The organism is Sphingopyxis sp. LK2115 (assembly GCF_014595975.1).
Lineage (GTDB): Bacteria > Pseudomonadota > Alphaproteobacteria > Sphingomonadales > Sphingomonadaceae > Sphingopyxis.
The window spans coordinates 103,349-124,544 of the sequence record NZ_JABWGQ010000056.1; the positions used below are offsets into that span (position 1 = coordinate 103,349).

Below are 21,196 nucleotides of genomic sequence, written 5' to 3' on the forward strand. Positions count from 1 at the left end.
GGGCATGTCCGATATGTCGCGCGACGCCCCGCCCAGCCGGCGCCGGTCGGTCGCGGGGTTCGACTATTTCTGGTCGCAGACGCGCGCCATCGCGCCGAACGGGACGGCAAAGCGTTGCGCGCCGGGCTGACCTTAACGGACCTTCGGCGGGAAAGCGCCGCGGTCCGCGCTCCGCCGCCCACTCCCTGCTGACAGCGCCGCTTTCGCCTGCTAACGGGCGCGCCATGACCACGCCCCTTTCGCACATCCGCAATTTTTCGATCATCGCGCATATCGACCATGGCAAGTCGACGCTCGCCGACCGGCTGATCCAGTTCACCGGCGGGCTGACCGAGCGCGAAATGTCGGCGCAGGTGCTCGACAATATGGACATCGAGAAGGAGCGCGGCATCACCATCAAGGCGCAGACGGTGCGCCTCCGCTACACCGCCAAGGATGGCGAAACCTATCAGCTCAACCTGATGGACACGCCGGGGCATGTCGACTTCGCCTATGAAGTGTCGCGGTCGCTCGCCGCGTGCGAGGGCGCGCTGCTCGTCGTCGACGCGGCGCAGGGGGTGGAAGCGCAGACGCTCGCCAACGTCTATCAGTCGATCGAGCACGACCATGAAATCGTGCCGGTGATCAACAAGATCGACCTGCCCGCCGCCGACGTCGACAAGGTGAAGGCCGAGATCGAGGATATCATCGGCCTGCCCGCCGATGATGCGGTGCTCGCCAGCGCCAAGTCGGGGATCGGCATCGAGGAGGCGCTGGAGGCAATCGTCACGCGCATCCCGCCGCCCAGGGGCGACGCCAATGCTCCGCTGACCGCGATGCTCGTCGACAGCTGGTACGACCCCTATCTCGGCGTCGTCATCCTCGTCCGCGTCATCGACGGGGTGCTGAAAAAGGGCCAGCAGATCAAGTTCATGCAGGCGGGCACCACCCATCTCATCGACCGCGTCGGCTGTTTCACGCCCAAGCGCGAGGAACTGACCGAAATCGGCCCCGGCGAGATCGGCTTCATCACCGCACAGATCAAGGACGTTGCGCAGGCGCGCGTCGGCGACACGGTGACCGATGCGAAGAAGCCCGCCGCGGCCCCGCTGCCGGGGTTCAAGGAGGTCCAGCCCGTCGTCTTCTGCGGCCTGTTTCCGACCGACGCCAATGATTTCGAGAAATTGCGCGAGAGCATCCAGAAGCTGCGGCTGAACGATGCGAGCTTTTCGTTCGAGATGGAGAGCAGCGCCGCGCTCGGCTTTGGTTTCCGGTGCGGTTTTCTGGGGCTGCTGCACCTTGAGATCATCCAGGAGCGGCTGACCCGCGAATATGACCTCGACCTCATCACCACCGCGCCGTCGGTGGTCTACAAGCTGAAGCTCAGCCATAGCAGGAATGAGGCGGCAAAGGAGGTCGAGCTCCACAACCCCGCCGACATGCCCGACCCCAACCGCATCGACGAGATTGAGGAACCGTGGATCGAGGCGGTGATTTACGTCCCCGACGACTATCTGGGCCCCATCCTCAAACTCTGCCAGGACCGGCGCGGGGTGCAGAAGAACCTGACCTATGTGGGCGGGCGGGCGCAGATCACCTATGAGCTGCCCCTGAACGAGGTGGTATTCGACTTTTACGACCGGCTGAAGAGCATTTCGCGCGGCTATGCGTCGTTCGACTATCACCAGATCGGTCACCGCCCCGGCGACCTTGTGAAGATGAGCATCCTCGTCAACAACGAGCCGGTCGATGCGCTGTCGATGATCGTCCATCGCGGTTCGGCGGAAAGCCGCGGCCGCGGCATGTGCGAGCGGCTGAAGGATCTGATCCCGCGCCACATGTTCAAGATTCCGATCCAGGCGGCGATCGGCGGCAAGGTGATCGCCCGCGAAACCATCGCCGCGCTGCGCAAGGATGTGACCGCCAAATGCTATGGCGGCGATGCGACCCGCAAGAAAAAGCTGCTGGAAAAGCAGAAAGAGGGCAAGAAACGGATGCGCGAATATGGCAATGTGAACATTCCGCAGGAGGCGTTCATCGCCGCGCTGCGGATGGGCGACGACGGATAGCGCGCGGCTGCTCGGCGCCGTTCGGCGGTGGGGCGAGCTTGGGGACCTGGCCCCGCTATCCTGTGATGATCGGGAGGCCGCGATGAACGGGACGGACGGGAACCAGGCCGGACGGGCGGACGGTGCGGCGCGGCGGCGGCGGATCGAGGATGTCGCGATTCACAGTCGGCTCAACGACGGCACCGCCGTCGTCCTGCGCACGATCACCCCGGACGATGCTCCGCTGATCCGCGACGGCATCGCCCGCCTGTCGGCCGAATCGCGCTATCTGCGCTTCTTCTCGCCGGCGCCTTCGCTGCCTGACGCGGTGATCGAGCGGCTTGTCGATGTCGACGGGCACGATCATATCGCGTGGGGCGCCATCTGCAGCTCGTGCCCCGACCGGCCCGCGATCGGCGCGGTGCACGCGGTGCGCCATCGCCCCGACGGCCCGGTCGGCGAGTTTTCGGTCGCCGTGCTCGACGATTTTCATGGGCAGGGGCTTGCCCGGATGATGACCGCGCCGCTGCTCGTTCATTGCCTGGCCGAAGGACTCGTCGAACTTGACGTCCATATGCTGTCCGAAAATGCCGCCGCCCGGCGGCTCGTCAAGGCGCTCGGCGCGCGCTGGGCGGGGGAAACGGCCGGGGTTGCCGAATATCGGCTCGACGTCGCGGCGGGGCTGGAAGCCTTGCGCTCCGACGCCGATGCGCCCGGCGTGCGCGACGTGCTGGCGGCGCTCAGCGCATGATATAGTCCCTCCCGCCGCCCCGGGTCGCTAGGGGCGACGGGAGGGTGGTCCGCGAAGCCTATCGCTGAAAGCGTGTTCCCGTCCCGAAGCTGCGTTAACCGCGATCGCCATGTCGCGCGGTGACGGTCATCACAGTTTGCGAAATCGATGACGCATGGAAAAGGGCGCCGGGATCGCCCGGCGCCCTGCCCCCCATTCAGGGGGCGCTTATTTCTTCTGCGTGTCGCCGACGCCGGTTTCGGACGGGGCGATCTCGCCATTGTCGTCCATGGCGTTCGCCTTTTCCTCACCCATTTCCTCGACGGCGTCAGCCTTGTCTTCCATCGCCTCTTTCGCCGGGCCTTCGGGCATGGCGTCGGCCTGTTCGTCGATGGCTTCGGCCTGGGCTTCGGCCTGATCCTCGACCTTGTCGGCTTCCGGGCTCTGGCAGGCGCCGAGCGCGAGCGCCGACGAGGCGGCGAGGGTGATGAACATCTTGCGCATAATGAGTGACTCCCAAAGTTGACTCGGGGACTTAACGCCGGGTGAACGGGAGGGTTGCAATAAAATTGTCAATCGCCGGAAATCGTGTCTCTTTCTGTCATTTCCGGTTTGCGGCATCGCTGCACAGGACAAAAAAAGAGGGCGCCGAAAGACGCCCTCTCCATCGCGGTTCGATCCTGCGGATCAGAAGCGCTGCTGGCGTTCGTAAAGATCGCGGTAGTGCTGGATGCGCGTCACGCGCAGCCCCGGCATCCCGCTGCGGTCGATCGACCGTTGCCAGCCGGCGAACTCTTCGAGTGTCAGCCCATAGCGTTCGCACGCCTCGTCAACGGTCAGAAGGCCGCCGTTGACTGCCGCAACGACCTCTGCCTTTCGGCGCACGACCCAGCGCGTCGTGTTCGGCGGCGGCAGCGAGTCCAGCGTCAGCGGTTCACCCAAGGGGCCGATGACCTGTGCTGGCCGGATTTTCTGATTCTCGATCATGCTCATTCCATATTGTCAGCGTCGGTTGGGGGTGTGTCCGACGCATTTCGATCTAGCCCGGAGGGATTCAACATCGCCTGAAATCCTCTGGTAAACGGTGCGTTCATAGTTTCCGGCGATCCGTGCGCCTTGTCCGACAGGTCGAAAAAACGAACGGCGCGGACCCCCTTTTGTTCCAGCGGCGACCGGCTGCCGCAGAAAATCCTCCGGCGCGCATCGCGTCGCTCGACCTGCCCGCGATGCTGCGCCTGCGCTCGGAGCAGCCGAACCGTCGGCAGCGCCGCCTGCCGGGCCCCGGCCGCGGCCAGAAGGATGTCGAAGGCTGGCTTCGACAATCGGGCCGCACCGGCAACGCGCGGAAAATCGGACGGATCAAGGTTCATGCGACTCGTCTAGCGCGGAGGGCCTAAAGTCCCGTAAATGCCCGTTTCAGCACCTGTTAGCGAAGCTTAACCCCCGTCAATATCCTGACAGGCGCGGCGGAAAAGCTGGCATATTCCGGTCCGCATCCCTAGATGGCGCCAACGATGATCGCGACCTTGTCCTCCCCCGCCGGGCTCGCCCAGGCCGACTTCCAGCTTGCCGGACCGATGAAGGACCGGCGAATCGTCGTCGCCATGTCGGGCGGAGTCGATTCGAGCGTCGTCGCCGCGCTCGCCGCGCGGTCGGGCGCGGAAGTGATCGGCGTGACGCTTCAGCTCTACGATCACGGCGCCAAGGCGCGGCGCGTCGGCGCCTGCTGCGCGGGGCAGGATATTCGCGACGCGCGCGCGGTCGCCGACCGACTGGGCTTCGTGCACCATGTTCACGACCATGAAAGCCGCTTTCGCGACACGGTGATCGATCAGTTCGCCGATGAATATCTTGCCGGGCGGACGCCGATTCCGTGCGTGCGCTGCAATATGGGGGTGAAGTTCACCGACCTGTTCCAGCTTGCCCGGGATCTGGGCGCCGACTGTCTTGCGACCGGCCATTATGTGCGGCGCGTGATGGGGCCTGCGGGCGCCGAACTGCACCGCGCGGTCGATCCCGCACGCGACCAGAGCTATTTCCTCTTTGCCACCACGCGGGAACAGCTCGACTTCCTGCGCTTTCCGCTTGGCGGACTGGAGAAGAATGTGGTGCGCGAGATCGCGCGCGACATGGGCCTCGGCGTCGCGGGCAAGCCCGACAGTCAGGACATCTGCTTTGTCCCCGACGGCGATTATGCCTCGCTCGTGCGCAAGCTGCGCCCCGAAGCCGAGGATCGGGGCGAGATCGTCCATGTCGACGGCACGGTGCTCGGCGCGCACCGGGGGCTGATCCACTATACGGTCGGCCAGCGGCGCGGGATCGACATCGGCGGACAGGCGGAGCCGCTCTATGTTGTGCGGCTCGACGCGGCGACACGGCAAGTGATCGTCGGTCCGCGGCGCGCGCTGGCGGTGTCGGGCGCGCGGCTTGGCGAAGCGAACTGGCTTGCGGATGTCGAGTGCCGCGATGTGCTGGCAAAGGTGCGCAGCATGGCAAAACCCGTTCCCGCGCGCGTGACCGGCGATCGGCTGCATTTCGTCGCCCCCGAATATGGCGTCGCGCCGGGGCAGGCGGCGGTGCTCTATGACGCCGACAACGGGTCGCGCGTGCTCGGCGGCGGCTGGATCGAAGAGACGTTCGCGGCGGAATAGATTGAACTTTCTTCCCCGATGCCGCAGCGTGCCGCCAAACAGGGGAGAAATATGATGGTCAATATGGTCTTGCGCGGCGCCGTTCTGCTGTGGGCGGCATTCTTTGCCATCGTCGGAGCGCGCGGGTTGCTGGACCCTGCGAGTTACAGCGAAACCTTCGGTTTCACGATCAGCGGCGTCGCGATCAACACGCTGCGCGCCGACCTGTCCTCCTTCTTTCTCGTTTCGGCCGGCGCGGCGGCGCTCGGCGCCTTGATCCCCGTGTGGGTGCGTGCGCTGCTGGTGCCCGCGGCGCTCTTTGGCACCGCGCTGGCGGGGCGGCTGGTCGGCGTCGCGATGGGCGATCCGACCAATTTCGGTATCGTGCAGGGCATGATCGTCGAAGCCTTGTCGGTGCTGCTGATGCTTGGCGGCTGGCGGGCGCTGTCGCATCCGGCGGCGGTGCCCGCCCAGGATGCAGCCGACACGGTGCATTGACGGCGGCTTGCGGCCGACAGGCGACGACAGGAATCGGGCGGACTATCGGCCGGCGGGATTCACTCCAGCCACTCGATCCACGCGCCATGGGCGTGGGCATGGGCGAGCTTGACCGGTTCGTCATCGCCCGGCCAGTAGCGGACGACGAGTTCGTGATGGTGGACGGTGCGGTTCGCTTCGAGCGCGATCCAGGCAAGCGGGCGATCGGGCGTGGCGTGGCGGCCCGCGGCCTCCATCGCCGCGGTCACGCGCGCCTGCTGGTCGGCGGGAACATATTGCCAGACGATCGAGTGCATCAGCACGCGCGTTGTCCCGGCCGCCTGCGGCCTTGCCAGCTCGGCCTCGACAAAATCGGCGGCCGTGGCGCGGACGAGCCTGGGCTTGTCCGCTTGCGCCGCGGCGATCGCCGCCTCCATGCGCGCGAAGCGGACATGGTGCTCTGGCCAGATATAGGCTTTGAGGCGGAGCGCCTGCGCCGGGTCGGTCAAATCGACGGGCGCGACGTCGCAGCCGCTGAGCCCGGCGAAGTCAATCGCGTGCATCGGCGGATGACGGCCGCGCCATTCGGGGGTAAAGGTCATCGCAGCCGGTTGCGGCCCGACATGCACCCCGCCAAGATCATAATGATAGCGGTCGATCATCAGGTTGATCCCCGCACTCGACCCGATTTCGAGACAGTCGAAGCGCGGCGGCAATCCCCTGTCGGCGAGCCAGAGCATCGCCGCGATGAAGTTCGACGAGCGCCCCGCCTCGTTCGTCTGCGGCGGGCCGTCGAGCCAGGGGAGCAGCGCCGCCTCGTGCCGCGCCACGACGCCCGCAACGATCGCGGCGTCGTTGATGTCCTCGGCATCGGCATAGATGGGAGCGAGTTCGCGCGCGGTTTCCGCCAGGTGCAGCGCGTGAAAGCCAGCCGCAGCGCGCAGCGGCAGCGCGTCGGCGAGCGGAGCGCCCGGCCAAGCGGCGATGCGGCGCGCAAAGTCGCTGGCGGGGCGATCAAGCAGGCCGGCAATCGCGGCGACGACGCGCGCGGTGATCGGCGCATCGTTGGCGCGGCAATAGGCCACCTGGTTGGCGAAGGCGGCGCGCACCGGATCACGTCCGGTTTCCGCCGTGTCGACAAAGTGATTGCGCTCGCTCATTGCCCTTTGTCCCGTCGCCGCCTATGTGCGCGACGCTTATGCCCGAACCGATCATCTTTGCCATCCCCAAGGGACGCATCCTCGACGAGGCGCTGCCGCTGCTCGCGCGCGTGGGGATCGAGCCCGCGGCGGACTTTTTTGACAAGAAGAGCCGCGCTTTGGTGTTCGGGACGAACCAGCCGCATATCGCGCTGATCCGTGTGCGCGCGTTTGACGTGGCGACCTTTGTGGCGCATGGCGCGGCGCAGCTCGGCATCGTCGGGTCCGACGTCGTCGATGAGTTCGACTATTCGGAACTGTATGCCCCCGTCGATCTCGGCATCGGCCATTGCCGCCTGTCGCTCGCGGGGCCGGAGGGCAGCGCGCCGCCGGGGCTGGGCGAAAGCCACATCCGCGTCGCGACCAAATATCCCGCGACGACGCGCCGCTGGTTCGCGACACAGGGCATTCAGGCCGAGTGCATCAAGCTTAATGGCGCGATGGAAATTGCGCCGAAGCTGGGACTCGCGTCGCACATCGTCGACCTGGTATCGACGGGGCGCACGCTGAGGGAAAATGCGCTCGCTGAACAAAAGGTCATCAGCGAGGTGTCGGCGCGGCTGATCGTCAACCGCGCCGCATTCAAGCTCAATTCGGCCGAGGTGCCGGCGCTCGTCGAACGTTTCCGTCAGGCGGTGGTCGATGCGGCGGCTTGACGCCTCGGCGCCCGGCTTTGCGGCCGCGTTCGATGCGCTGGTGAATGACCGGCGCGAGAGCGCCTCCGACGTGTCGGCCGACGTCGCCGTGATCATCGCGCGGGTGAAGGCCGAGGGCGACGCGGCGCTCGCCGACTATACCGCCAGATTCGACCGGTTCGACCTCGATGCGCAGGGATGGAGCATTTCAAAGCAAGACTGCGCCGCGGCCTATGCGGCGCTGGCGCCGGAGCTGCGGGACGCGCTGAACCTTGCCGCCGACCGCATCCGCGCTTACCACGCCGCGCAATTGCCGGGGGACCGCGACTATCGCGATGCGACGGGTGCGCGGCTTGGCGCGCGCTGGAATGCCGTCGATGCCGCGGGAGTCTATGTCCCCGGCGGACGCGCCGCCTATCCTTCTTCGGTGCTGATGAATATCCTGCCCGCAAAGGTCGCGGGGGTCGAACGCATCGTGATGGTGACCCCGACCCCGGATGGCGCGGTCAATCCGGTGGTGATGGCCGCAGCGCATATCGGCGGCGTCGATGAAATCTGGCGTGTCGGCGGCGCGCAGGCGATCGCGGCGCTTGCCCACGGCACGGCCCGCATTGCGCCGGTCGATGTCGTTACCGGTCCCGGCAACGCATGGGTCGCCGAGGCGAAACGCCAGCTTTACGGGCTGGTAGGCATCGACATGGTCGCGGGACCGAGCGAGATCGTCATCGTCGCCGACAATCGGAACCAGCCCCATGTGATCGCCGCCGACCTTCTGAGCCAGGCCGAGCACGACCCGACCAGCCAGTCCATCCTGTTCACCGACGACGGCGATTTCGCCGATGCCGTCGCCGCGGTGGTCGCGCAGCTGATCCCGACGCTGTCCACCGCCGCGACGATGCAGGCTAGCTGGGCCGACAATGGCGCGGTGATCGTCGTGCCGACGCTGGCCGACGCGATTCCGCTGTGCGACCGTTTGGCGCCCGAACATCTTGAACTCGCGGTCGATCCGGCCGACGCCGACGCGCTGTTCGCGCGCGTGCGTCATGCCGGATCGGTGTTCCTCGGCCGCCAGACGCCCGAAGCGATCGGCGACTATGTCGCGGGACCGAATCATGTCCTTCCTACCGGGCGCCGTGCGCGTTTTTCGAGCGGACTGTCGGTCACCGACTTCATGAAACGCACCAGCTTCCTTGCGCTCGACGGGGCAAGCCTTGCCGCCATCGGCCCCGCGGCGGTGGCGCTCGCACACGCCGAGGGGCTTCCCGCCCACGCGCTCAGCGTTCAGAATCGATTGGAAAAAAGGCCCCGTTGAACCCCAAGGTTCGTCCTTGCGGCGAAGACCGGAATCTTGCCGGAGCCTTCTTGATGCGCGGTCGAGATTCCGGTTCCTTCGACTGGCTTGCGGGCGCTGAGGACAGGCTTCGCCGGAATGACGATTTAAGATAGAGCAGACATTATGAACAAACGTGCCCAATCCCGCTCCGCCGCCCGTCTTGCCGCCGTGCAGGCGCTTTATCAGCACGAGATGGAGGCAACGCCGGTGGCGCAGCTGATCCACGAGTTTCACCAGCACCGCATCGGCGCGATCATCGAGGACGCCGAATATGCCGACGCCGACATTCCTTTCTTTGACGACATCGTGAAAGGCGTTCTTGCGCGCGGCGACGAGATCGACGCGGCGATCAGCGCGCGACTGGCGAGCGGTTGGACGATGGAACGGCTCGACCGGACGATGAAGGCGATCCTGCGCGCGGGCACCTATGAGCTGATCGCGCGCGGCGATGTGCCTGTCGGCGCGGTGGTCAGCGAATATGTCGATGTCGCCAAGGCCTTTTTCGACGGCCGCGAGGCGGGCTTTGCGAACGGGCTGCTCGATGCCATCGGCAGGGATGTGCGCCGCTGATCAGCGCCGATCGAGGAACAGCAGCGGGATGTCCACCCGTTCGGCCCATGCCGTTTCGTCGTGCGCGGTGCCCGTGAAGCGGCGCGCTTCGTAACGGGGCCAGCGCCAGCCGCGCGCTGCCATCATGCGGTCGAAGGCATCGGCATAGGGCGGATAAAAGGCATCGAGCGTCGCCGTTCCGTGATCGCGATAGAACCGGTGGACCGCGGGATCGAGCCGCGTCGTGGCGATCCATTTGTCGAAGGCGTCGGCGACCATTTGCGCCGCAGCGGCCCGGTCGGCTTCGGCAATATCGGGATTGGCGAGCGGCAGATGCATCGAGACCGCGGCCGCCTGGCCGAATATATGCGGATATTCGCCCATCGCATAAAGCGACATCAGCCCCCCATCGAACTGCCCATGACCGCCGTGTTGCGGCGATCGGCGAGCGTGCGAAACTCCCGATCAACCCAAGGTTTCAGTTCGTCGGCCAGAAAGCGAAGATAGGCGTCGCCCATCAGTTTTTCGGCGCCCTTTTCCGCGCCAAGGTCGATGCCGCGGATGCGCGCCTGAAACGCCGGTGGCAGATGGGCATACAGCTTTTCGGGAAACAGCGTTGCGTAGCGCGCGGTCGGGCTGGCGATGCCGACGACAATGGCAGGCGAAAGCTGCGCGCTGGCGGTCATGCGATCCATGGCTTCGTCGATTTGCCATTCATGCCCGTAGCCGGCATGTCGCCTGTCGAACAGATTCTGCCCGTCGTGCATATAGATGACCCGGAATCGCCGTCCGGTGTCACGATCATATTCACGCGGAAGCCACACCCAGACCGTCAACGGATCGATATGCCGACTGGGGAAATCGAGCTTGGTGACGATGCGCCCGGCGCTGACCGAAACCGGCGGTGTCGGTTGCGCGACGGCGCCGGGTGCGAGGAGCAGGAGAGCCAGGAGAAAGAGGCAACGGCTGGTCATCAGGCGATTCCTGCGGCAGGGTGAGGGCATGAACGAGGCTGTATTTATCGCGCACCTGCGTGCGATCGCAACTGATCCCGCCGCGCGCGGGCTTGCCGACGATGCGGCGGTCTGGGAGGGGCTGGTGCTCACCCACGACATGATCGTCGAGGGTGTCCATTTCCTGCCCGACGACCGGCCGCAGGATGTCGCGTGGAAACTGGTCGCGGTGAACCTGTCCGACCTTGCCGCGAAAGGCGCGCCGCCGGTCGGGGCACTCGTCGGCTACAGTCTGGGCGACGCCGCGTGGGACGCGGCCTTTGTCGAGGGCCTCGACGTGGCGCTGCGCCGCTTCGGGGTTGTCCTGCTCGGCGGCGATACGGTGCGCGCGCCGACGGGAACCCCCCGCAGTTTCGGCCTTACCGCGATCGGGCGGGCGCCCCTCGGCGGGGCGCCGACGCGCGCGGGGGTGCGGCCGGGCGACCAGCTGTGGGTGACGGGGACGATCGGCAATGCCGGGCTGGGGCTGGCGATGCGGCTTGGGCAGGTCGAACCGAACGAGACCTGCCTTGCCGCCTATAGCCGCCCCCAGCCGCAGCTGACCTTCGGACAGGCGGTGGCACCCCATGTTCGCGCGATGATGGATATATCCGACGGCCTGCTGATCGACGCGCAGCGCATGGCCGCAGCGAGCGGGTGCGAGCTGGGGATCATGCTCGAGGCCATCCCCCTGTCGGCGGCGCTGCTCGCGGTGCGGCCCGATGTGATCGATACGCGCCTGGCGGCGGCGACGGCGGGCGACGATTATCAATTGCTGTTCGCGGCCGATCCAGCCGCCGCAAGCGTGATCCGCGAGATTGCCGCCGGGCTGAATGTCGCGGTTACCGCGATCGGCCACGCGGGCGTAGGCGAGGGGATCGTGCTGACGCACCGTGCCCAGCGCATCGCGGTACCCGAACGGCCGGGTTTCATGCACTGACGACCAGCCCCCCGGACAATGACGATTGCGGGCTTGCCCTGGGCTTTCTTTCTTCCCATAACCCGCCGGTCTAATTTGGGGCGGTCGCATCAGGGGACGAGCGAACCGGCAACAATAGTCGGACGTGCTCGACTGCTATCTTCTGCGTCGCCCTTCTCATGGGGAAGGAAGCAACACGCATGAATCCGGTTTTGATCGCGATAGGGTGCGGCCTGTTGGCCGTGCTCTATGGATTCATTACCTCGCGACAGGTGCTCAGCGCATCGGCGGGTAACGAAAAGATGCAGCAAATCGCCGGCGCCATTCAGGAAGGTGCCAAAGCCTATCTGGGCCGCCAATATCGCACCATCGCTGTTGTGGGCGTTGTCGTCGCCGTGCTTGTCGGGCTGTTCCTCGGCCCGATCTCCGCGACGGGTTTCGTCATCGGCGCTGTGCTGTCGGGTGTGGCCGGTTATATCGGCATGAACATCTCGGTCCGCGCGAATGTGCGCACTGCCGCGGCGGCGCAGACCGGGTTGCAGGCGGGCCTTACCATGGCGTTTCGCGCCGGTGCGATCACCGGCATGTTGGTCGCGGGCCTTGCGCTGCTGGCGATCGCTGTCTTCTTCTGGTATCTGACCGGCCCCGGCGGCTTTACCGTCGGCGGTGACGATCGCACCGTGGTCGATGCGCTTGTTGCCCTTGCCTTCGGCGCCTCGCTGATCTCGATCTTCGCGCGGCTCGGTGGCGGCATCTTTACCAAGGCGGCCGATGTCGGCGCCGACCTTGTCGGCAAGGTCGAGGCGGGAATCCCCGAAGATGATCCGCGCAACCCCGCGGTGATCGCGGACAATGTCGGCGACAATGTCGGCGACTGCGCGGGCATGGCCGCCGACCTTTTTGAAACCTATGTCGTCACCGTCGGCGCCACGATGGTGCTGATCGCGTTGCTGATGAAGGGTGCGGGCGACATGCTGCTCCCGCTGATGACGCTGCCGCTGTTGATGGGCGGTGTCTGCATCATCACGTCGATCATCGGCACCTATTTCGTGCGTCTCGGCAGCGGGACGAACGTCATGGGCGCGATGTACAAGGGTTTCCTCGTTACCGCGATCCTCTCGATCCCGGCAATCTGGTTCTCGACCCAATATGCGCTCGGCGACATGACGACCGACATTGCGGGGACCGATTTCAACGGCAGCGATCTTTTCTATTGCGCGCTGCTCGGCCTTGCCATCACGGGCATCATCATCTGGATTACCGAATATTATACGGGCACCAATTATCGCCCCGTTCGCAGCATCGCCAAGGCGTCGGAAACGGGCCATGGCACCAATGTGATCCAGGGCCTGGCCGTCAGCCTGGAATCGACCGCGCTGCCGACGCTCGTCATTTGCGTCGGCATCATCGTCGCCTATCAGGTCGCGGGCATCATCGGCATCGCCTTTGGCGCCACTGCGATGCTCGCGCTGGCTGGCATGGTCGTCGCGCTCGACGCCTATGGTCCCGTCACCGACAATGCCGGCGGCATCGCCGAAATGGCGGGTCTCGATGACAGCGTGCGCGAGAAAACCGACCTTCTCGATGCCGTGGGCAACACGACCAAGGCCGTGACCAAAGGCTATGCCATCGGCTCGGCGGGTCTCGCGGCGCTGGTACTGTTCGGCACCTATACTGCCGACATTACGGAGTATTCGGCGGCGCTCGGTCTCGACGCTCCGCTGACCTTTTCGCTGTCGTCGCCCTATGTCATCGTCGGACTGCTGCTCGGCGCGCTCTTGCCCTATCTCTTCGGGGCGATGGGTATGACCGCAGTGGGCCGTGCGGCGGGTGACGTGGTCAAGGATGTTCGGGACCAGTTTGCGAACAACAAGGGCATCATGGACGGCACCAGCCGCCCCGACTACGCCCGCACGGTCGACCTCGTCACCAAGGCGGCGATCAAGGAAATGATCGTCCCGTCGCTGCTGCCGGTGCTCGCGCCGATCGTCGTTTACTTCGTGATCCTGTGGGTCGCGGGTTCGGCCGCCGCGCTTGAAGCGCTCGGCGCGCTGTTGCTCGGCGTGATCGTCGGCGGGTTGTTCGTCGCCATATCGATGACTTCGGGCGGCGGCGCCTGGGATAATGCGAAAAAATATATCGAGGACGGCAACCACGGTGGCAAGGGCAGCGACGCCCACAAAGCCGCGGTGACCGGCGATACCGTCGGCGATCCCTACAAGGATACCGCGGGTCCGGCGGTCAACCCGATGATCAAGATCACCAATATCGTGGCGATCCTGCTCCTCGCGGCGCTGGCGCACGGCGCGGCCTGAGTTTAGCGGCCCGTTCTGGCAATGAAAGGCCTCGCCGGAGCGATCCGGCGGGGCCTTTCCGTTTCTTGTGGCGACAGTCGCCGTTGTCAACGCGCCCTGTCCCTTCTACGCTTGCGGCCACGGGCAGGACGAACAATCGGATTGTCCGACAGGGGCTTAATCCGTTCAACATGCGCGAAAAGGGGATCAAGATGACCGCGAAGCTTTTCATTGCGGCGTTGCTCGCTTCGGCAGTCGCGCTGCCGACTGTTGCAACCGCTTGGGAGAGCGACATAGTCGTCATGGCACAAAAGGGGCGTGTCGATACGGCCGTATTCGGAAAACGGCCATATATGCGCGACCCGCGTCTGTCGCCGGACGGAAGCAAGGTGGCGGTAATGATGAGCCGCGATGGCGTCGATAATCTGGTCCTTATCGACTTAACCAAAACGGACACGGCCCCCAAGCTGATAGCGAAAGCCGAGGAATATCGCGAGGCTGGTGATCGCACGATGACCGGCTGGCGTTGGGTGGGCAACCGCACGCTGATTATCACATTGATGTCACGTGAAATTATTTTTGGGCAGCGTTCCGACCTGCGGCGGCTTGCTGCCTATGACCTGGAATCGGGAAAACTCACTCCGCTCGCCTGGACCGACGCCGGTGGTGATGGCGGCACCATCCTGCACGTCGACGACGAGAAAGAAACGATCCTCGTGCAACGGGGCATCTTCAAGGACGGCAGTTTTTCGCCAGGCCCCGAGGTGATCAACGTCGACGTCAGGACCGGAGAATACAGGACCATCCAGCGACCCAATGTCGAAGTCAGCAACTGGCTCGTCGACGGCAAGGGGGTTGTTCGCGGCGGGCTGGGGCAGGACGACAAGGGCAATCAGCGATTGATGTATCGTTCGGACGCTGGCGGGACGATCAAAACCGTATCCAATGCCAAGGATCCGACCTTCACCCAGTCGCAGATCGTTCCGTCGGTGTTTCTCGACGAACCCGACATGGCCTATGCGACGAGCAACAGGGATGATCTGCGCCGCGTCTACAAGGTCAACATGAAGACGATGGAGATCGTGGGTCCGCCGTTGTTCCAGCTCGACGGCTATGATGTCGGCGGCATTATTCCCAATGAAGCCGGCAACAACATTCTCGGCTTTGCCTACATCACCGACAAGGATCGTCGCAAATGGGTCGACGAACGGCTTGCGCAGGTGCAGCAGTTTTTCGACGAGGATTTTGGCGAGGGCAATGCCCTTATTACCTCGACCAATGACGGCGACACCAAATTGATCGTCCAGATTGGCGAAACAAGCGATCCGGGGGGCTATTATCTTTACGATACGGAGAGCGGCAAGCTGCAACTGCTCGGCTGGGTCCACCCCATCCTGCAGGGCGCCAAGATGAACCCCACGGATACGGTGCGTTACAAGGCATCGGACGGGTTGGAGATCGAGGCAATTGTGACCTACCCGCGCCACCGCAAGGATCGCAAGAAGCTGCCCGTCGTGGTGATGCCGCACGGGGGCCCCTATGGTGTGCGTGACGAGGAAGGTTTTGGATTCTTTCCCTGGCATCAGGCCGTCGCCGAGCTCGGCTATGTCGTGATTCAACCCAATTACCGGGGTTCGGGGGGCTATGGAAAATCGTTCGTCATGGAAGGCCGCAAGCCCAACGGATATGGCAACCGTATGCAGGACGATCTCAACGATGCGGTCACCTGGTTCGCGCAGCAGGGCCTGGTCGATCCGAAGCGCGCCTGCATCATGGGCTGGTCCTATGGCGGTTATGCCAGTGCAAGAGGGGCGCAGCGCGACCCGAACGTGTGGCGCTGCGCTATCGCCGGGGCCGGCGTCTATGATTTCCCGATGATGAAATCCTTTGATACCGAAACCTTCGGCAGTTTTGGTGCCAGCTTTCAGGCGACGGCCGATGACCTCATCTCGATCTCGTCTGCGCGCAACACCGATGGCCCATGGTCGCCTATCCTGATCGTTGCGGGTCTGCGCGACGCGCGAATCCCGATCGAGCAATCGCGCACGCTGGTGTCGCGTCTCAAGCGGTCAGGCAAGAAGGAAGGAGTGGACTTCCGATACGTCGAACAGCCCAAGGGCACGCACAACCTGCCCTATGAGGATGTCCATATCGAATGGCTGGTCGAAGCCGAAAAGTGGCTGGCGGTTCATAATCCTGCCTATATTGAAGGCGATCCGGACAAGCCCAAGCCCGTTACGGTAACCGTGGAAACCAGATAGGATTGGCGTGCCGGGCAGGGAACGGGCGGCGCGGCATTTGCGGCGCAACATTGCTCTCTTCGGGTCAAGCCGCGTTCCTGTTTTCGATGCCCGCGCCCGTTTGCCGATTGCCTGTCCGCCGCCGCCGCTCTAACCTTTGCAGCACCTTATCAAGCGGAGGCGGCGAGTGAGCGAAGGCAGCGCGGCGAGCGAAATCTATATTGGCCTCGGCGGCGGCGGGGCGCCGGAAGGGCCGCGGCAATCGCTGGTTCTGAAGCGCGCAAACCGCCACGGGCTGATCGCCGGTGCGACGGGCACCGGCAAGACGGTGACGTTGCAGGGACTGGCAGAGGGTTTTTCGGCGGTGGGCGTGCCTGTCTTTGTCGCCGATGTGAAGGGCGACCTTGCCGGCATGGCGATGGCGGGCAGCCCGACCGCCAAGGTGCACGAACCCTTTTCGAAGCGCGCCGCCGAAATCGGCGACACCGGCTGGGCCTATCGCGACAATCCGGTGATATTTTGGGACCTGTTCGGCGAACAGGGACATCCGGTGCGCACGACGATTTCCGAAATGGGGCCGCTGCTGCTCGCGCGGTTGATGGGGCTCAATGAAACGCAGGAAGGCGTGCTGGCCATTGCGTTCAGGGTTGCCGACGAACAGAATATGCTGCTGCTCGATCTGGGCGATTTGCAGGCGATGCTCGTCTGGTGCGCGGAAAATGCCGACGAACTGACCGCAAAATATGGCAATGTCACCAAGGCGAGCGTCGGCGCGATCCAGCGGCAACTGCTGACGCTTGAAAGCCAAGGCGGCGATCATTTCTTCGGCGAGCCCGCGCTCGATATTCAGGACATGATCCGCACCGACGAAAATGGCCGCGGTTATGTGAATATCCTTGCCGCCGACAAGCTGATGGCGAGCCCCAAACTCTATGCGACCTTTCTGCTGTGGCTGTTGAGCGAGATGTTCGAGACGCTGCCCGAAGTTGGCGATCCCGACAAGCCCAAGCTGGTTTTCTTCTTCGACGAGGCGCATCTGCTGTTCGACGATGCGCCGCCCGCGCTGTCCGAAAAGATCGAACAGGTCGTGCGCCTGATCCGCTCGAAAGGCGTTGGCGTCTATTTTGTGACGCAGAACCCGATTGACATTCCCGATGCGGTCGCGGGTCAGCTGGGCAATCGTGTCCAGCATGCGCTGCGAGCCTTTACCCCGCGCGATCAGAAGGCCGTGAAGGCGGCCGCCGACACCTTTCGCCCCAATCCGAAGATCGATGTCGCGCGTGAGATCACCGAGCTTCGCGTCGGCGAGGCGCTGGTGTCGCTGCTGATGCCCGACGGCGCGCCGTCGCCGGTTGAGCGCACTTTGATCAAGCCGCCCTGCTCGCGCGTGGGGCCGCTCGACGCCAGGGAACGCGCGATCATCCAGTCTGTCTCGCCCGTCGAGGGCAAATATGACACGGCGGTCGACCGCGAAAGCGCCGAGGAACTGCTCGCCGCCAAGGCCGAGCAGGCGCAGGCAGCGGCGATCGAAGCGAAGGCGCAGGAAGAGGCCGACAAGGCGGCGGCGATCGCCGCGAAGGAAGAAGCGAAGCGCAAGGCGGCCGAGGAACGCGAACGCATCCGGCTGGAAAGGGCCGCGGCACGCGAGGCGGCGAAGCCGAGCATGGCCGAAAAAATGATGCAGTCGGCGGCGCGGTCGGCGGCGACGAGCCTCGGTCGGCAGGTCGCGGGCCGACTGGGCGGCCAACTGATCGCGGCATTCTGGGCAGCCTGTTCAAATAGGTCGTCGTTCACCAGCGCCGACCCGTCATCTTTGCAGTCGACTTCGCGCGCGAATCGCGGCAGCTTTGGTTGCATGATAAAACCTATATTGCCTGGAGAGGTAGCCGCCGCGGTCGTCAATCCCGTCGCCTATGGAGCGTGGGAGCCGCTTCACGAACAGCTCGCCTGGGCGCGGGCGAATATGCCGCTGGGCGTCGCGGAAAATCCGAACCACGATCCGTTCTGGCTCGTAACGCGCCACGCCGATATCATGGCGATCAGCCGCGACCAGCAGCGCTTTGCGAACGGCATCCGGCCGACGGTGCTGACCGACCGCGCGGGCGAGGCGCTGGCGCGCGCGGCGACGCCGGGGGGCGACGGCCATCTGGTGCGGTCGCTCGTCCAGATGGATGCACCCGACCATATGAAATACCGGCTGCTGACGCAAAGCTGGTTCATGCCCAGGAATCTGAAGACGATCGAAGACCGGATTCGGCAGATCGCCCGCGACTCGGTCGAGCACATGCTGGCGACCGGAGGGTCGTGCGATTTCGCGCGCGACGTCGCGGCGCATTATCCGCTGCGCGTTATCATGGACATATTGGGAGTGCCGCCGGAAGACGAACCGCGGATGCTGATGCTGACGCAGCAATTGTTCGGCCCGACCGATCCAGAGCTTAACCGCAGCCGCGAAGCGATCACCAGCTCTGAACAGGCGATTGCAATGCTGCAATATGTCATCGCCGATTTCGAGGCCTATTTCGGCGCGCTGACCGCCGACCGTCGCGCCCATCCGCGCGAGGATATTGCGACGGTGATCGCCAATGCGATGGTCGGGGGCGAACGCATCCCCGACCGCGAACTCGCCGGCTATTATATGATTATTGCGACTGCGGGGCACGACACGACGAGTGCATCGACCGCGGGGGCGATCATGGAACTGGCGCGCAACCCGGTCCTGTTCGAGCGGTTCCGCGATGCGGCGAGCGACAAGGCGGGGTTGATCGAAGAGGCGATCCGTTGGACGACGCCGGTGCAGCATTTCATGCGCAGCGCGAAAGAGGATGTCGAGATCGGCGGGCAGATGATCCGCGCGGGCGACTGGCTGATGCTGAACTATGTTTCCGCGAACCGCGACGAGGCCGCTTTTACCGATCCTTTCGTTTTCGATCCCGATCGCGAGAAGAACCAGCAGATCGCCTTTGGTTTCGGTGCGCATGTCTGCCTGGGGCAACATCTGGCGCGGCTGGAGATGCGGATTTTGATGGAAGAGTTGCTGCCGCGGCTGACCAGCCTGGAGCTGGCGGGCGAGCCCGCGCGCGTCGAATCGGTGTTCGTCGGCGGGCTGAAGCGGCTGCCGGTCCGGTTTACTGCGGCGTAGCGGCGCGTCTGGATTCCGGTCCGACGGGTTCCGTCCGCTAAGGGCCGTTCGCATCCCGCCTTGGTTCGACGCGAACGGACCGGGCGCGCGCCCTGAAATCGCCCGGCACGCCGTCCCCGCTCACGGAATCCGCCTGGTTGGATAGGGGGTGCCGTCCTTGTGGAAATAGCCGTCGGGCGTGAAGATCATGTCGATGTCCGAATAGCCGCCGCCGGTGTCATATTTCTTGCCGCCGCCGAGCGCGACGAAGACGCAGTCGGCATCGGATTCGTTGATGAGGTGATGGCCGTTGGTGCTGCCCTTGGGCCACACCGCAATGTCGCCCGCGCGCATGATGTGGCGGCCGTCGTCCTCGACCAGCACCGCCTCGCCCGAAATCATGACCAGCATCTCATCCTCGCCGTCGTGCCAGTGGCGCTGCGACGACCAGGCGCCGGGTTTGAGCACCACATGGCTCGCGGCGAAATCGCTGAGGCCTGTCGGCGGCGCGAGGCGGCGATACCAGCGGCCCTGGACCGGCTTGTCATAGGGCGCGGGATAGCCGGTGACATTGGTTTGCGGGATGGCGTCGAGATCGAGTTTGGGCATGGCGGTCCTCCTGGCGCCTCTTGCCGCTCGCATCGAGCGAAGTCGAGATGCCCGTCGGCAGGGCGCGAGGACGATTGGTGTCTCGACTTCGCTCGACACGAACGGATAAAGGGCGTTGATGAAGATTATGACCGACCCCGTCGAACTCGCCAAGGCGTTGATCGCCACGCCCTCCATCACCCCGGCCAGGGGCGCGGTGTTCGATGTGCTTGAGGCGGCGCTCGTTCCGCTCGGTTTCACCGTTGAGCGCTTCATCGACGGGATTGAGCCGGACGGGCCGGTCGAGAACCTGCTCGCGGTGCGGCGCGGGAGCGGCCCAAGACATTTTGGCTTTGCGGGGCATCTCGACGTCGTGCCGCCGGGGGTGGGATGGACGGGCGATGCTTTCGATCCGCAAGTGCGCGGCGAGTTGCTCTTCGGGCGCGGTGCGGTCGACATGAAGGGGGCAATCGCCGCCTTTGTCGCCGCTGCCGCCGCGACGCCGCGGGATGCCGGGACGATCAGCCTGATCATCACCGGCGATGAGGAAGGCCCGGCGATCTTCGGCACCCGCGCGCTGATGGAGCATATGGACGCGCGCGGGATCCGGCCCGACATGATCGTCGTCGGCGAGCCGACGTCGGTGAACCGGCTGGGCGACATGGTGAAGATCGGGCGGCGGGGGTCGGTCAATATCTGGATCGACGTGCCGGGGACGCAGGGTCATGTCGCCTACCCGCATCTCGCCGATAATCCGATTCCCAAGCTGGTAAAGATTTTGGCCGCGATCGATGCGGTCGTGCTGGACGAAGGCAGTGACTGGTTTCAGCCGTCGAATATCGAGTTCACCGACATTGAGGTTGGCAACGGCGCAACCAACGTCATTCCCGCCTCGGCGCGTGCGCGGATGTCGATCCGCTTCAACGATCAGCATCGGGGCGCCGAGCTGGTGGCGATGATCGAGCGCATTGCGCACGCGGTCGAGCCAGCGGCCAAGGTGCTTGGCAGGATTTCGGGCGAGGCGTTTCTGACGCCGCCGGGCGAACTGTCCGAACTGGTCGCCGAAGCGATCCATGCCGAGACCGATGTGGTCGCGGAAATGTCGACAACGGGCGGCACGTCGGACGCGCGTTTCCTCCACGCGCTGTGCCCGGTGGTCGAATTCGGGCTGACCAATGCGACGATGCACAAGCTTGATGAGGCGGTGGCGGTGGCGGATCTGCACAGGCTGACGGCGATTTATCGCGGGGTGTTGATGCGGGCGCTGGTGGGCTGAAACCTGTTTCGCGCAAGGACGCGAATGCGCGAAGAAGAATAGTCTCGCCCAAAGACACGAAGATGGGGCGAAAGTCCCCGATGCGGGCTGGCCGCCACAGGCGATCAACAGGCGCGCTTCCATTAAGGGGCTTCGCGCGATCCGCAGGCAGCGGCGCTTGTGCAGACTGTCGGCTTTGCGCCTTTG

The 21,196-nt window shown here is 64.8% G+C and carries 20 protein-coding genes and 1 pseudogene; 14 read left to right on the plus strand and 7 right to left on the minus strand.

Annotated features, from left to right (window positions below):
- The first annotated feature begins 4 nt into the window (after positions 1-4).
- The 3 genes from HUW43_RS15880 (at position 5) to HUW43_RS13350 (ending at position 2,778) form a co-directional block, all read left to right on the plus strand.
- Positions 5-130 (plus strand): hypothetical protein, encoded by a 126-nt coding sequence (locus HUW43_RS15880; protein WP_262926806.1) that lies wholly within the window; start codon positions 5-7, stop codon positions 128-130.
- Positions 131-224: 94 nt separating this feature from the next.
- Complete coding sequence (gene lepA, locus HUW43_RS13345; protein ID WP_188237851.1) at positions 225-2,048, plus strand: translation elongation factor 4; 1,824 nt, start codon at positions 225-227, stop codon at positions 2,046-2,048.
- Positions 2,049-2,130: 82 nt separating this feature from the next.
- Positions 2,131-2,778, plus strand: coding sequence for a GNAT family N-acetyltransferase (locus tag HUW43_RS13350; protein WP_188237852.1), 648 nt, complete (start codon positions 2,131-2,133; stop codon positions 2,776-2,778).
- A gap of 207 nt (positions 2,779-2,985) precedes the next feature.
- Here HUW43_RS13350 and HUW43_RS13355 read toward each other — a convergent pair whose 3' ends face one another.
- From HUW43_RS13355 to HUW43_RS13365, 3 genes are all read right to left on the minus strand, one after another.
- Positions 2,986-3,261 (minus strand): hypothetical protein, encoded by a 276-nt coding sequence (locus HUW43_RS13355; RefSeq protein WP_188237853.1) that lies wholly within the window; start codon positions 3,259-3,261, stop codon positions 2,986-2,988.
- Between the two features lie 183 nt (positions 3,262-3,444).
- Positions 3,445-3,744, minus strand: a complete 300-nt coding sequence (locus tag HUW43_RS13360) for a DUF1153 domain-containing protein (RefSeq protein WP_095387481.1) — start codon at positions 3,742-3,744, stop codon at positions 3,445-3,447.
- A gap of 2 nt (positions 3,745-3,746) precedes the next feature.
- Positions 3,747-4,127: a hypothetical protein gene (locus HUW43_RS13365; RefSeq protein ID WP_188237854.1), complete on the minus strand. Its 381-nt coding sequence runs from the start codon at positions 4,125-4,127 to the stop codon at positions 3,747-3,749.
- A 132-nt stretch (positions 4,128-4,259) separates the two neighbouring features.
- On the opposite strand from HUW43_RS13365, the gene mnmA reads away from it, so the two are divergent.
- Both mnmA and HUW43_RS13375 read left to right on the plus strand, forming a co-directional pair.
- The gene (gene mnmA / locus HUW43_RS13370; RefSeq protein ID WP_188237855.1) at positions 4,260-5,408 is read left to right on the plus strand and encodes a tRNA 2-thiouridine(34) synthase MnmA; all 1,149 of its coding nucleotides are present in this window, start codon (positions 4,260-4,262) and stop codon (positions 5,406-5,408) included.
- 54 nt (positions 5,409-5,462) lie between these two features.
- Positions 5,463-5,885 carry a hypothetical protein gene (locus HUW43_RS13375; RefSeq protein ID WP_188237964.1) on the plus strand — a complete coding sequence of 141 codons (423 nt, stop codon included), beginning with the start codon at positions 5,463-5,465 and terminating at the stop codon, positions 5,883-5,885.
- 59 nt (positions 5,886-5,944) lie between these two features.
- Here HUW43_RS13375 and HUW43_RS13380 read toward each other — a convergent pair whose 3' ends face one another.
- A complete protein-coding gene (locus HUW43_RS13380; RefSeq protein ID WP_188237856.1) occupies positions 5,945-7,024 on the minus strand; it encodes a DUF2332 domain-containing protein in 1,080 nt (359 codons plus the stop codon).
- 38 nt (positions 7,025-7,062) lie between these two features.
- Here HUW43_RS13380 and hisG point away from each other — a divergent pair, with 38 nt between their 5' ends.
- From hisG to nusB, 3 genes are all read left to right on the plus strand, one after another.
- A complete protein-coding gene (gene hisG / locus HUW43_RS13385; RefSeq protein WP_188237857.1) occupies positions 7,063-7,719 on the plus strand; it encodes an ATP phosphoribosyltransferase in 657 nt (218 codons plus the stop codon).
- Complete coding sequence (hisD, locus tag HUW43_RS13390) at positions 7,706-9,010, plus strand: histidinol dehydrogenase (RefSeq protein WP_188237858.1); 1,305 nt, start codon at positions 7,706-7,708, stop codon at positions 9,008-9,010. Before hisG ends, hisD begins: the two co-directional genes overlap by 14 nt.
- Positions 9,011-9,154: 144 nt before the next feature.
- Positions 9,155-9,601, plus strand: coding sequence for a transcription antitermination factor NusB (gene nusB, locus HUW43_RS13395; RefSeq protein WP_188237859.1), 447 nt, complete (start codon positions 9,155-9,157; stop codon positions 9,599-9,601).
- Here nusB and HUW43_RS13400 read toward each other — a convergent pair whose 3' ends face one another.
- Both HUW43_RS13400 and HUW43_RS13405 read right to left on the minus strand, forming a co-directional pair.
- Positions 9,602-9,979 (minus strand): hypothetical protein, encoded by a 378-nt coding sequence (locus HUW43_RS13400; RefSeq protein WP_188237860.1) that lies wholly within the window; start codon positions 9,977-9,979, stop codon positions 9,602-9,604.
- Complete coding sequence (locus HUW43_RS13405; RefSeq protein WP_188237861.1) at positions 9,979-10,554, minus strand: alpha/beta hydrolase; 576 nt, start codon at positions 10,552-10,554, stop codon at positions 9,979-9,981. Before HUW43_RS13405 ends, HUW43_RS13400 begins: the two co-directional genes overlap by 1 nt.
- 28 nt (positions 10,555-10,582) lie before the next feature.
- On the opposite strand from HUW43_RS13405, the gene thiL reads away from it, so the two are divergent.
- The 5 genes and pseudogenes from thiL (at position 10,583) to HUW43_RS16035 (ending at position 19,167) form a co-directional block, all read left to right on the plus strand.
- Positions 10,583-11,512: a thiamine-phosphate kinase gene (gene thiL, locus HUW43_RS13410; protein WP_188237862.1), complete on the plus strand. Its 930-nt coding sequence runs from the start codon at positions 10,583-10,585 to the stop codon at positions 11,510-11,512.
- A gap of 179 nt (positions 11,513-11,691) precedes the next feature.
- Entirely contained in the window at positions 11,692-13,806 is a 2,115-nt protein-coding gene (locus HUW43_RS13415) for a sodium-translocating pyrophosphatase (RefSeq protein WP_188237863.1), read from the plus strand.
- A 191-nt stretch (positions 13,807-13,997) separates the two neighbouring features.
- On the plus strand, positions 13,998-16,046 hold the full coding sequence (locus HUW43_RS13420; protein ID WP_188237864.1) for an alpha/beta hydrolase family protein: 2,049 nt from the start codon (positions 13,998-14,000) through the stop codon (positions 16,044-16,046).
- Positions 16,047-16,212: 166 nt separating this feature from the next.
- A pseudogene (locus tag HUW43_RS16030) lies at positions 16,213-17,807 on the plus strand (helicase HerA-like domain-containing protein).
- A 73-nt stretch (positions 17,808-17,880) separates the two neighbouring features.
- A complete protein-coding gene (locus HUW43_RS16035; protein ID WP_188237865.1) occupies positions 17,881-19,167 on the plus strand; it encodes a cytochrome P450 in 1,287 nt (428 codons plus the stop codon).
- Positions 19,168-19,287: 120 nt separating this feature from the next.
- Here the strand turns inward: HUW43_RS16035 and HUW43_RS13435 are convergent, their stop codons facing one another.
- Positions 19,288-19,755: a cupin domain-containing protein gene (locus HUW43_RS13435; RefSeq protein WP_188237866.1), complete on the minus strand. Its 468-nt coding sequence runs from the start codon at positions 19,753-19,755 to the stop codon at positions 19,288-19,290.
- 127 nt (positions 19,756-19,882) lie between these two features.
- Between HUW43_RS13435 and dapE the strand changes: the two genes are divergently transcribed.
- Positions 19,883-21,010 carry a succinyl-diaminopimelate desuccinylase gene (gene dapE / locus HUW43_RS13440; protein ID WP_411157948.1) on the plus strand — a complete coding sequence of 376 codons (1,128 nt, stop codon included), beginning with the start codon at positions 19,883-19,885 and terminating at the stop codon, positions 21,008-21,010.
- Positions 21,011-21,196: the final 186 nt, after the last annotated feature.

Coding starts and splice junctions, on each gene's coding strand:
- HUW43_RS15880 (WP_262926806.1), top strand. CDS start 5: ATGTCCGATATGTCGCGCGACGCCCCGCCCAGCCGGCGCCGGTCGGTC.
- lepA (WP_188237851.1), top strand. CDS start 225: ATGACCACGCCCCTTTCGCACATCCGCAATTTTTCGATCATCGCGCAT.
- HUW43_RS13350 (WP_188237852.1), top strand. CDS start 2,131: ATGAACGGGACGGACGGGAACCAGGCCGGACGGGCGGACGGTGCGGCG.
- HUW43_RS13355 (WP_188237853.1), bottom strand. CDS start 3,261: ATGCGCAAGATGTTCATCACCCTCGCCGCCTCGTCGGCGCTCGCGCTC.
- HUW43_RS13360 (WP_095387481.1), bottom strand. CDS start 3,744: ATGATCGAGAATCAGAAAATCCGGCCAGCACAGGTCATCGGCCCCTTG.
- HUW43_RS13365 (WP_188237854.1), bottom strand. CDS start 4,127: ATGAACCTTGATCCGTCCGATTTTCCGCGCGTTGCCGGTGCGGCCCGA.
- mnmA (WP_188237855.1), top strand. CDS start 4,260: ATGGCGCCAACGATGATCGCGACCTTGTCCTCCCCCGCCGGGCTCGCC.
- HUW43_RS13375 (WP_188237964.1), top strand. CDS start 5,463: ATGGTCAATATGGTCTTGCGCGGCGCCGTTCTGCTGTGGGCGGCATTC.
- HUW43_RS13380 (WP_188237856.1), bottom strand. CDS start 7,024: ATGAGCGAGCGCAATCACTTTGTCGACACGGCGGAAACCGGACGTGAT.
- hisG (WP_188237857.1), top strand. CDS start 7,063: ATGCCCGAACCGATCATCTTTGCCATCCCCAAGGGACGCATCCTCGAC.
- hisD (WP_188237858.1), top strand. CDS start 7,706: ATGCGGCGGCTTGACGCCTCGGCGCCCGGCTTTGCGGCCGCGTTCGAT.
- nusB (WP_188237859.1), top strand. CDS start 9,155: ATGAACAAACGTGCCCAATCCCGCTCCGCCGCCCGTCTTGCCGCCGTG.
- HUW43_RS13400 (WP_188237860.1), bottom strand. CDS start 9,979: ATGTCGCTTTATGCGATGGGCGAATATCCGCATATATTCGGCCAGGCG.
- HUW43_RS13405 (WP_188237861.1), bottom strand. CDS start 10,554: ATGACCAGCCGTTGCCTCTTTCTCCTGGCTCTCCTGCTCCTCGCACCC.
- thiL (WP_188237862.1), top strand. CDS start 10,583: ATGAACGAGGCTGTATTTATCGCGCACCTGCGTGCGATCGCAACTGAT.
- HUW43_RS13415 (WP_188237863.1), top strand. CDS start 11,692: ATGAATCCGGTTTTGATCGCGATAGGGTGCGGCCTGTTGGCCGTGCTC.
- HUW43_RS13420 (WP_188237864.1), top strand. CDS start 13,998: ATGACCGCGAAGCTTTTCATTGCGGCGTTGCTCGCTTCGGCAGTCGCG.
- HUW43_RS16035 (WP_188237865.1), top strand. CDS start 17,881: ATGATAAAACCTATATTGCCTGGAGAGGTAGCCGCCGCGGTCGTCAAT.
- HUW43_RS13435 (WP_188237866.1), bottom strand. CDS start 19,755: ATGCCCAAACTCGATCTCGACGCCATCCCGCAAACCAATGTCACCGGC.
- dapE (WP_411157948.1), top strand. CDS start 19,883: ATGACCGACCCCGTCGAACTCGCCAAGGCGTTGATCGCCACGCCCTCC.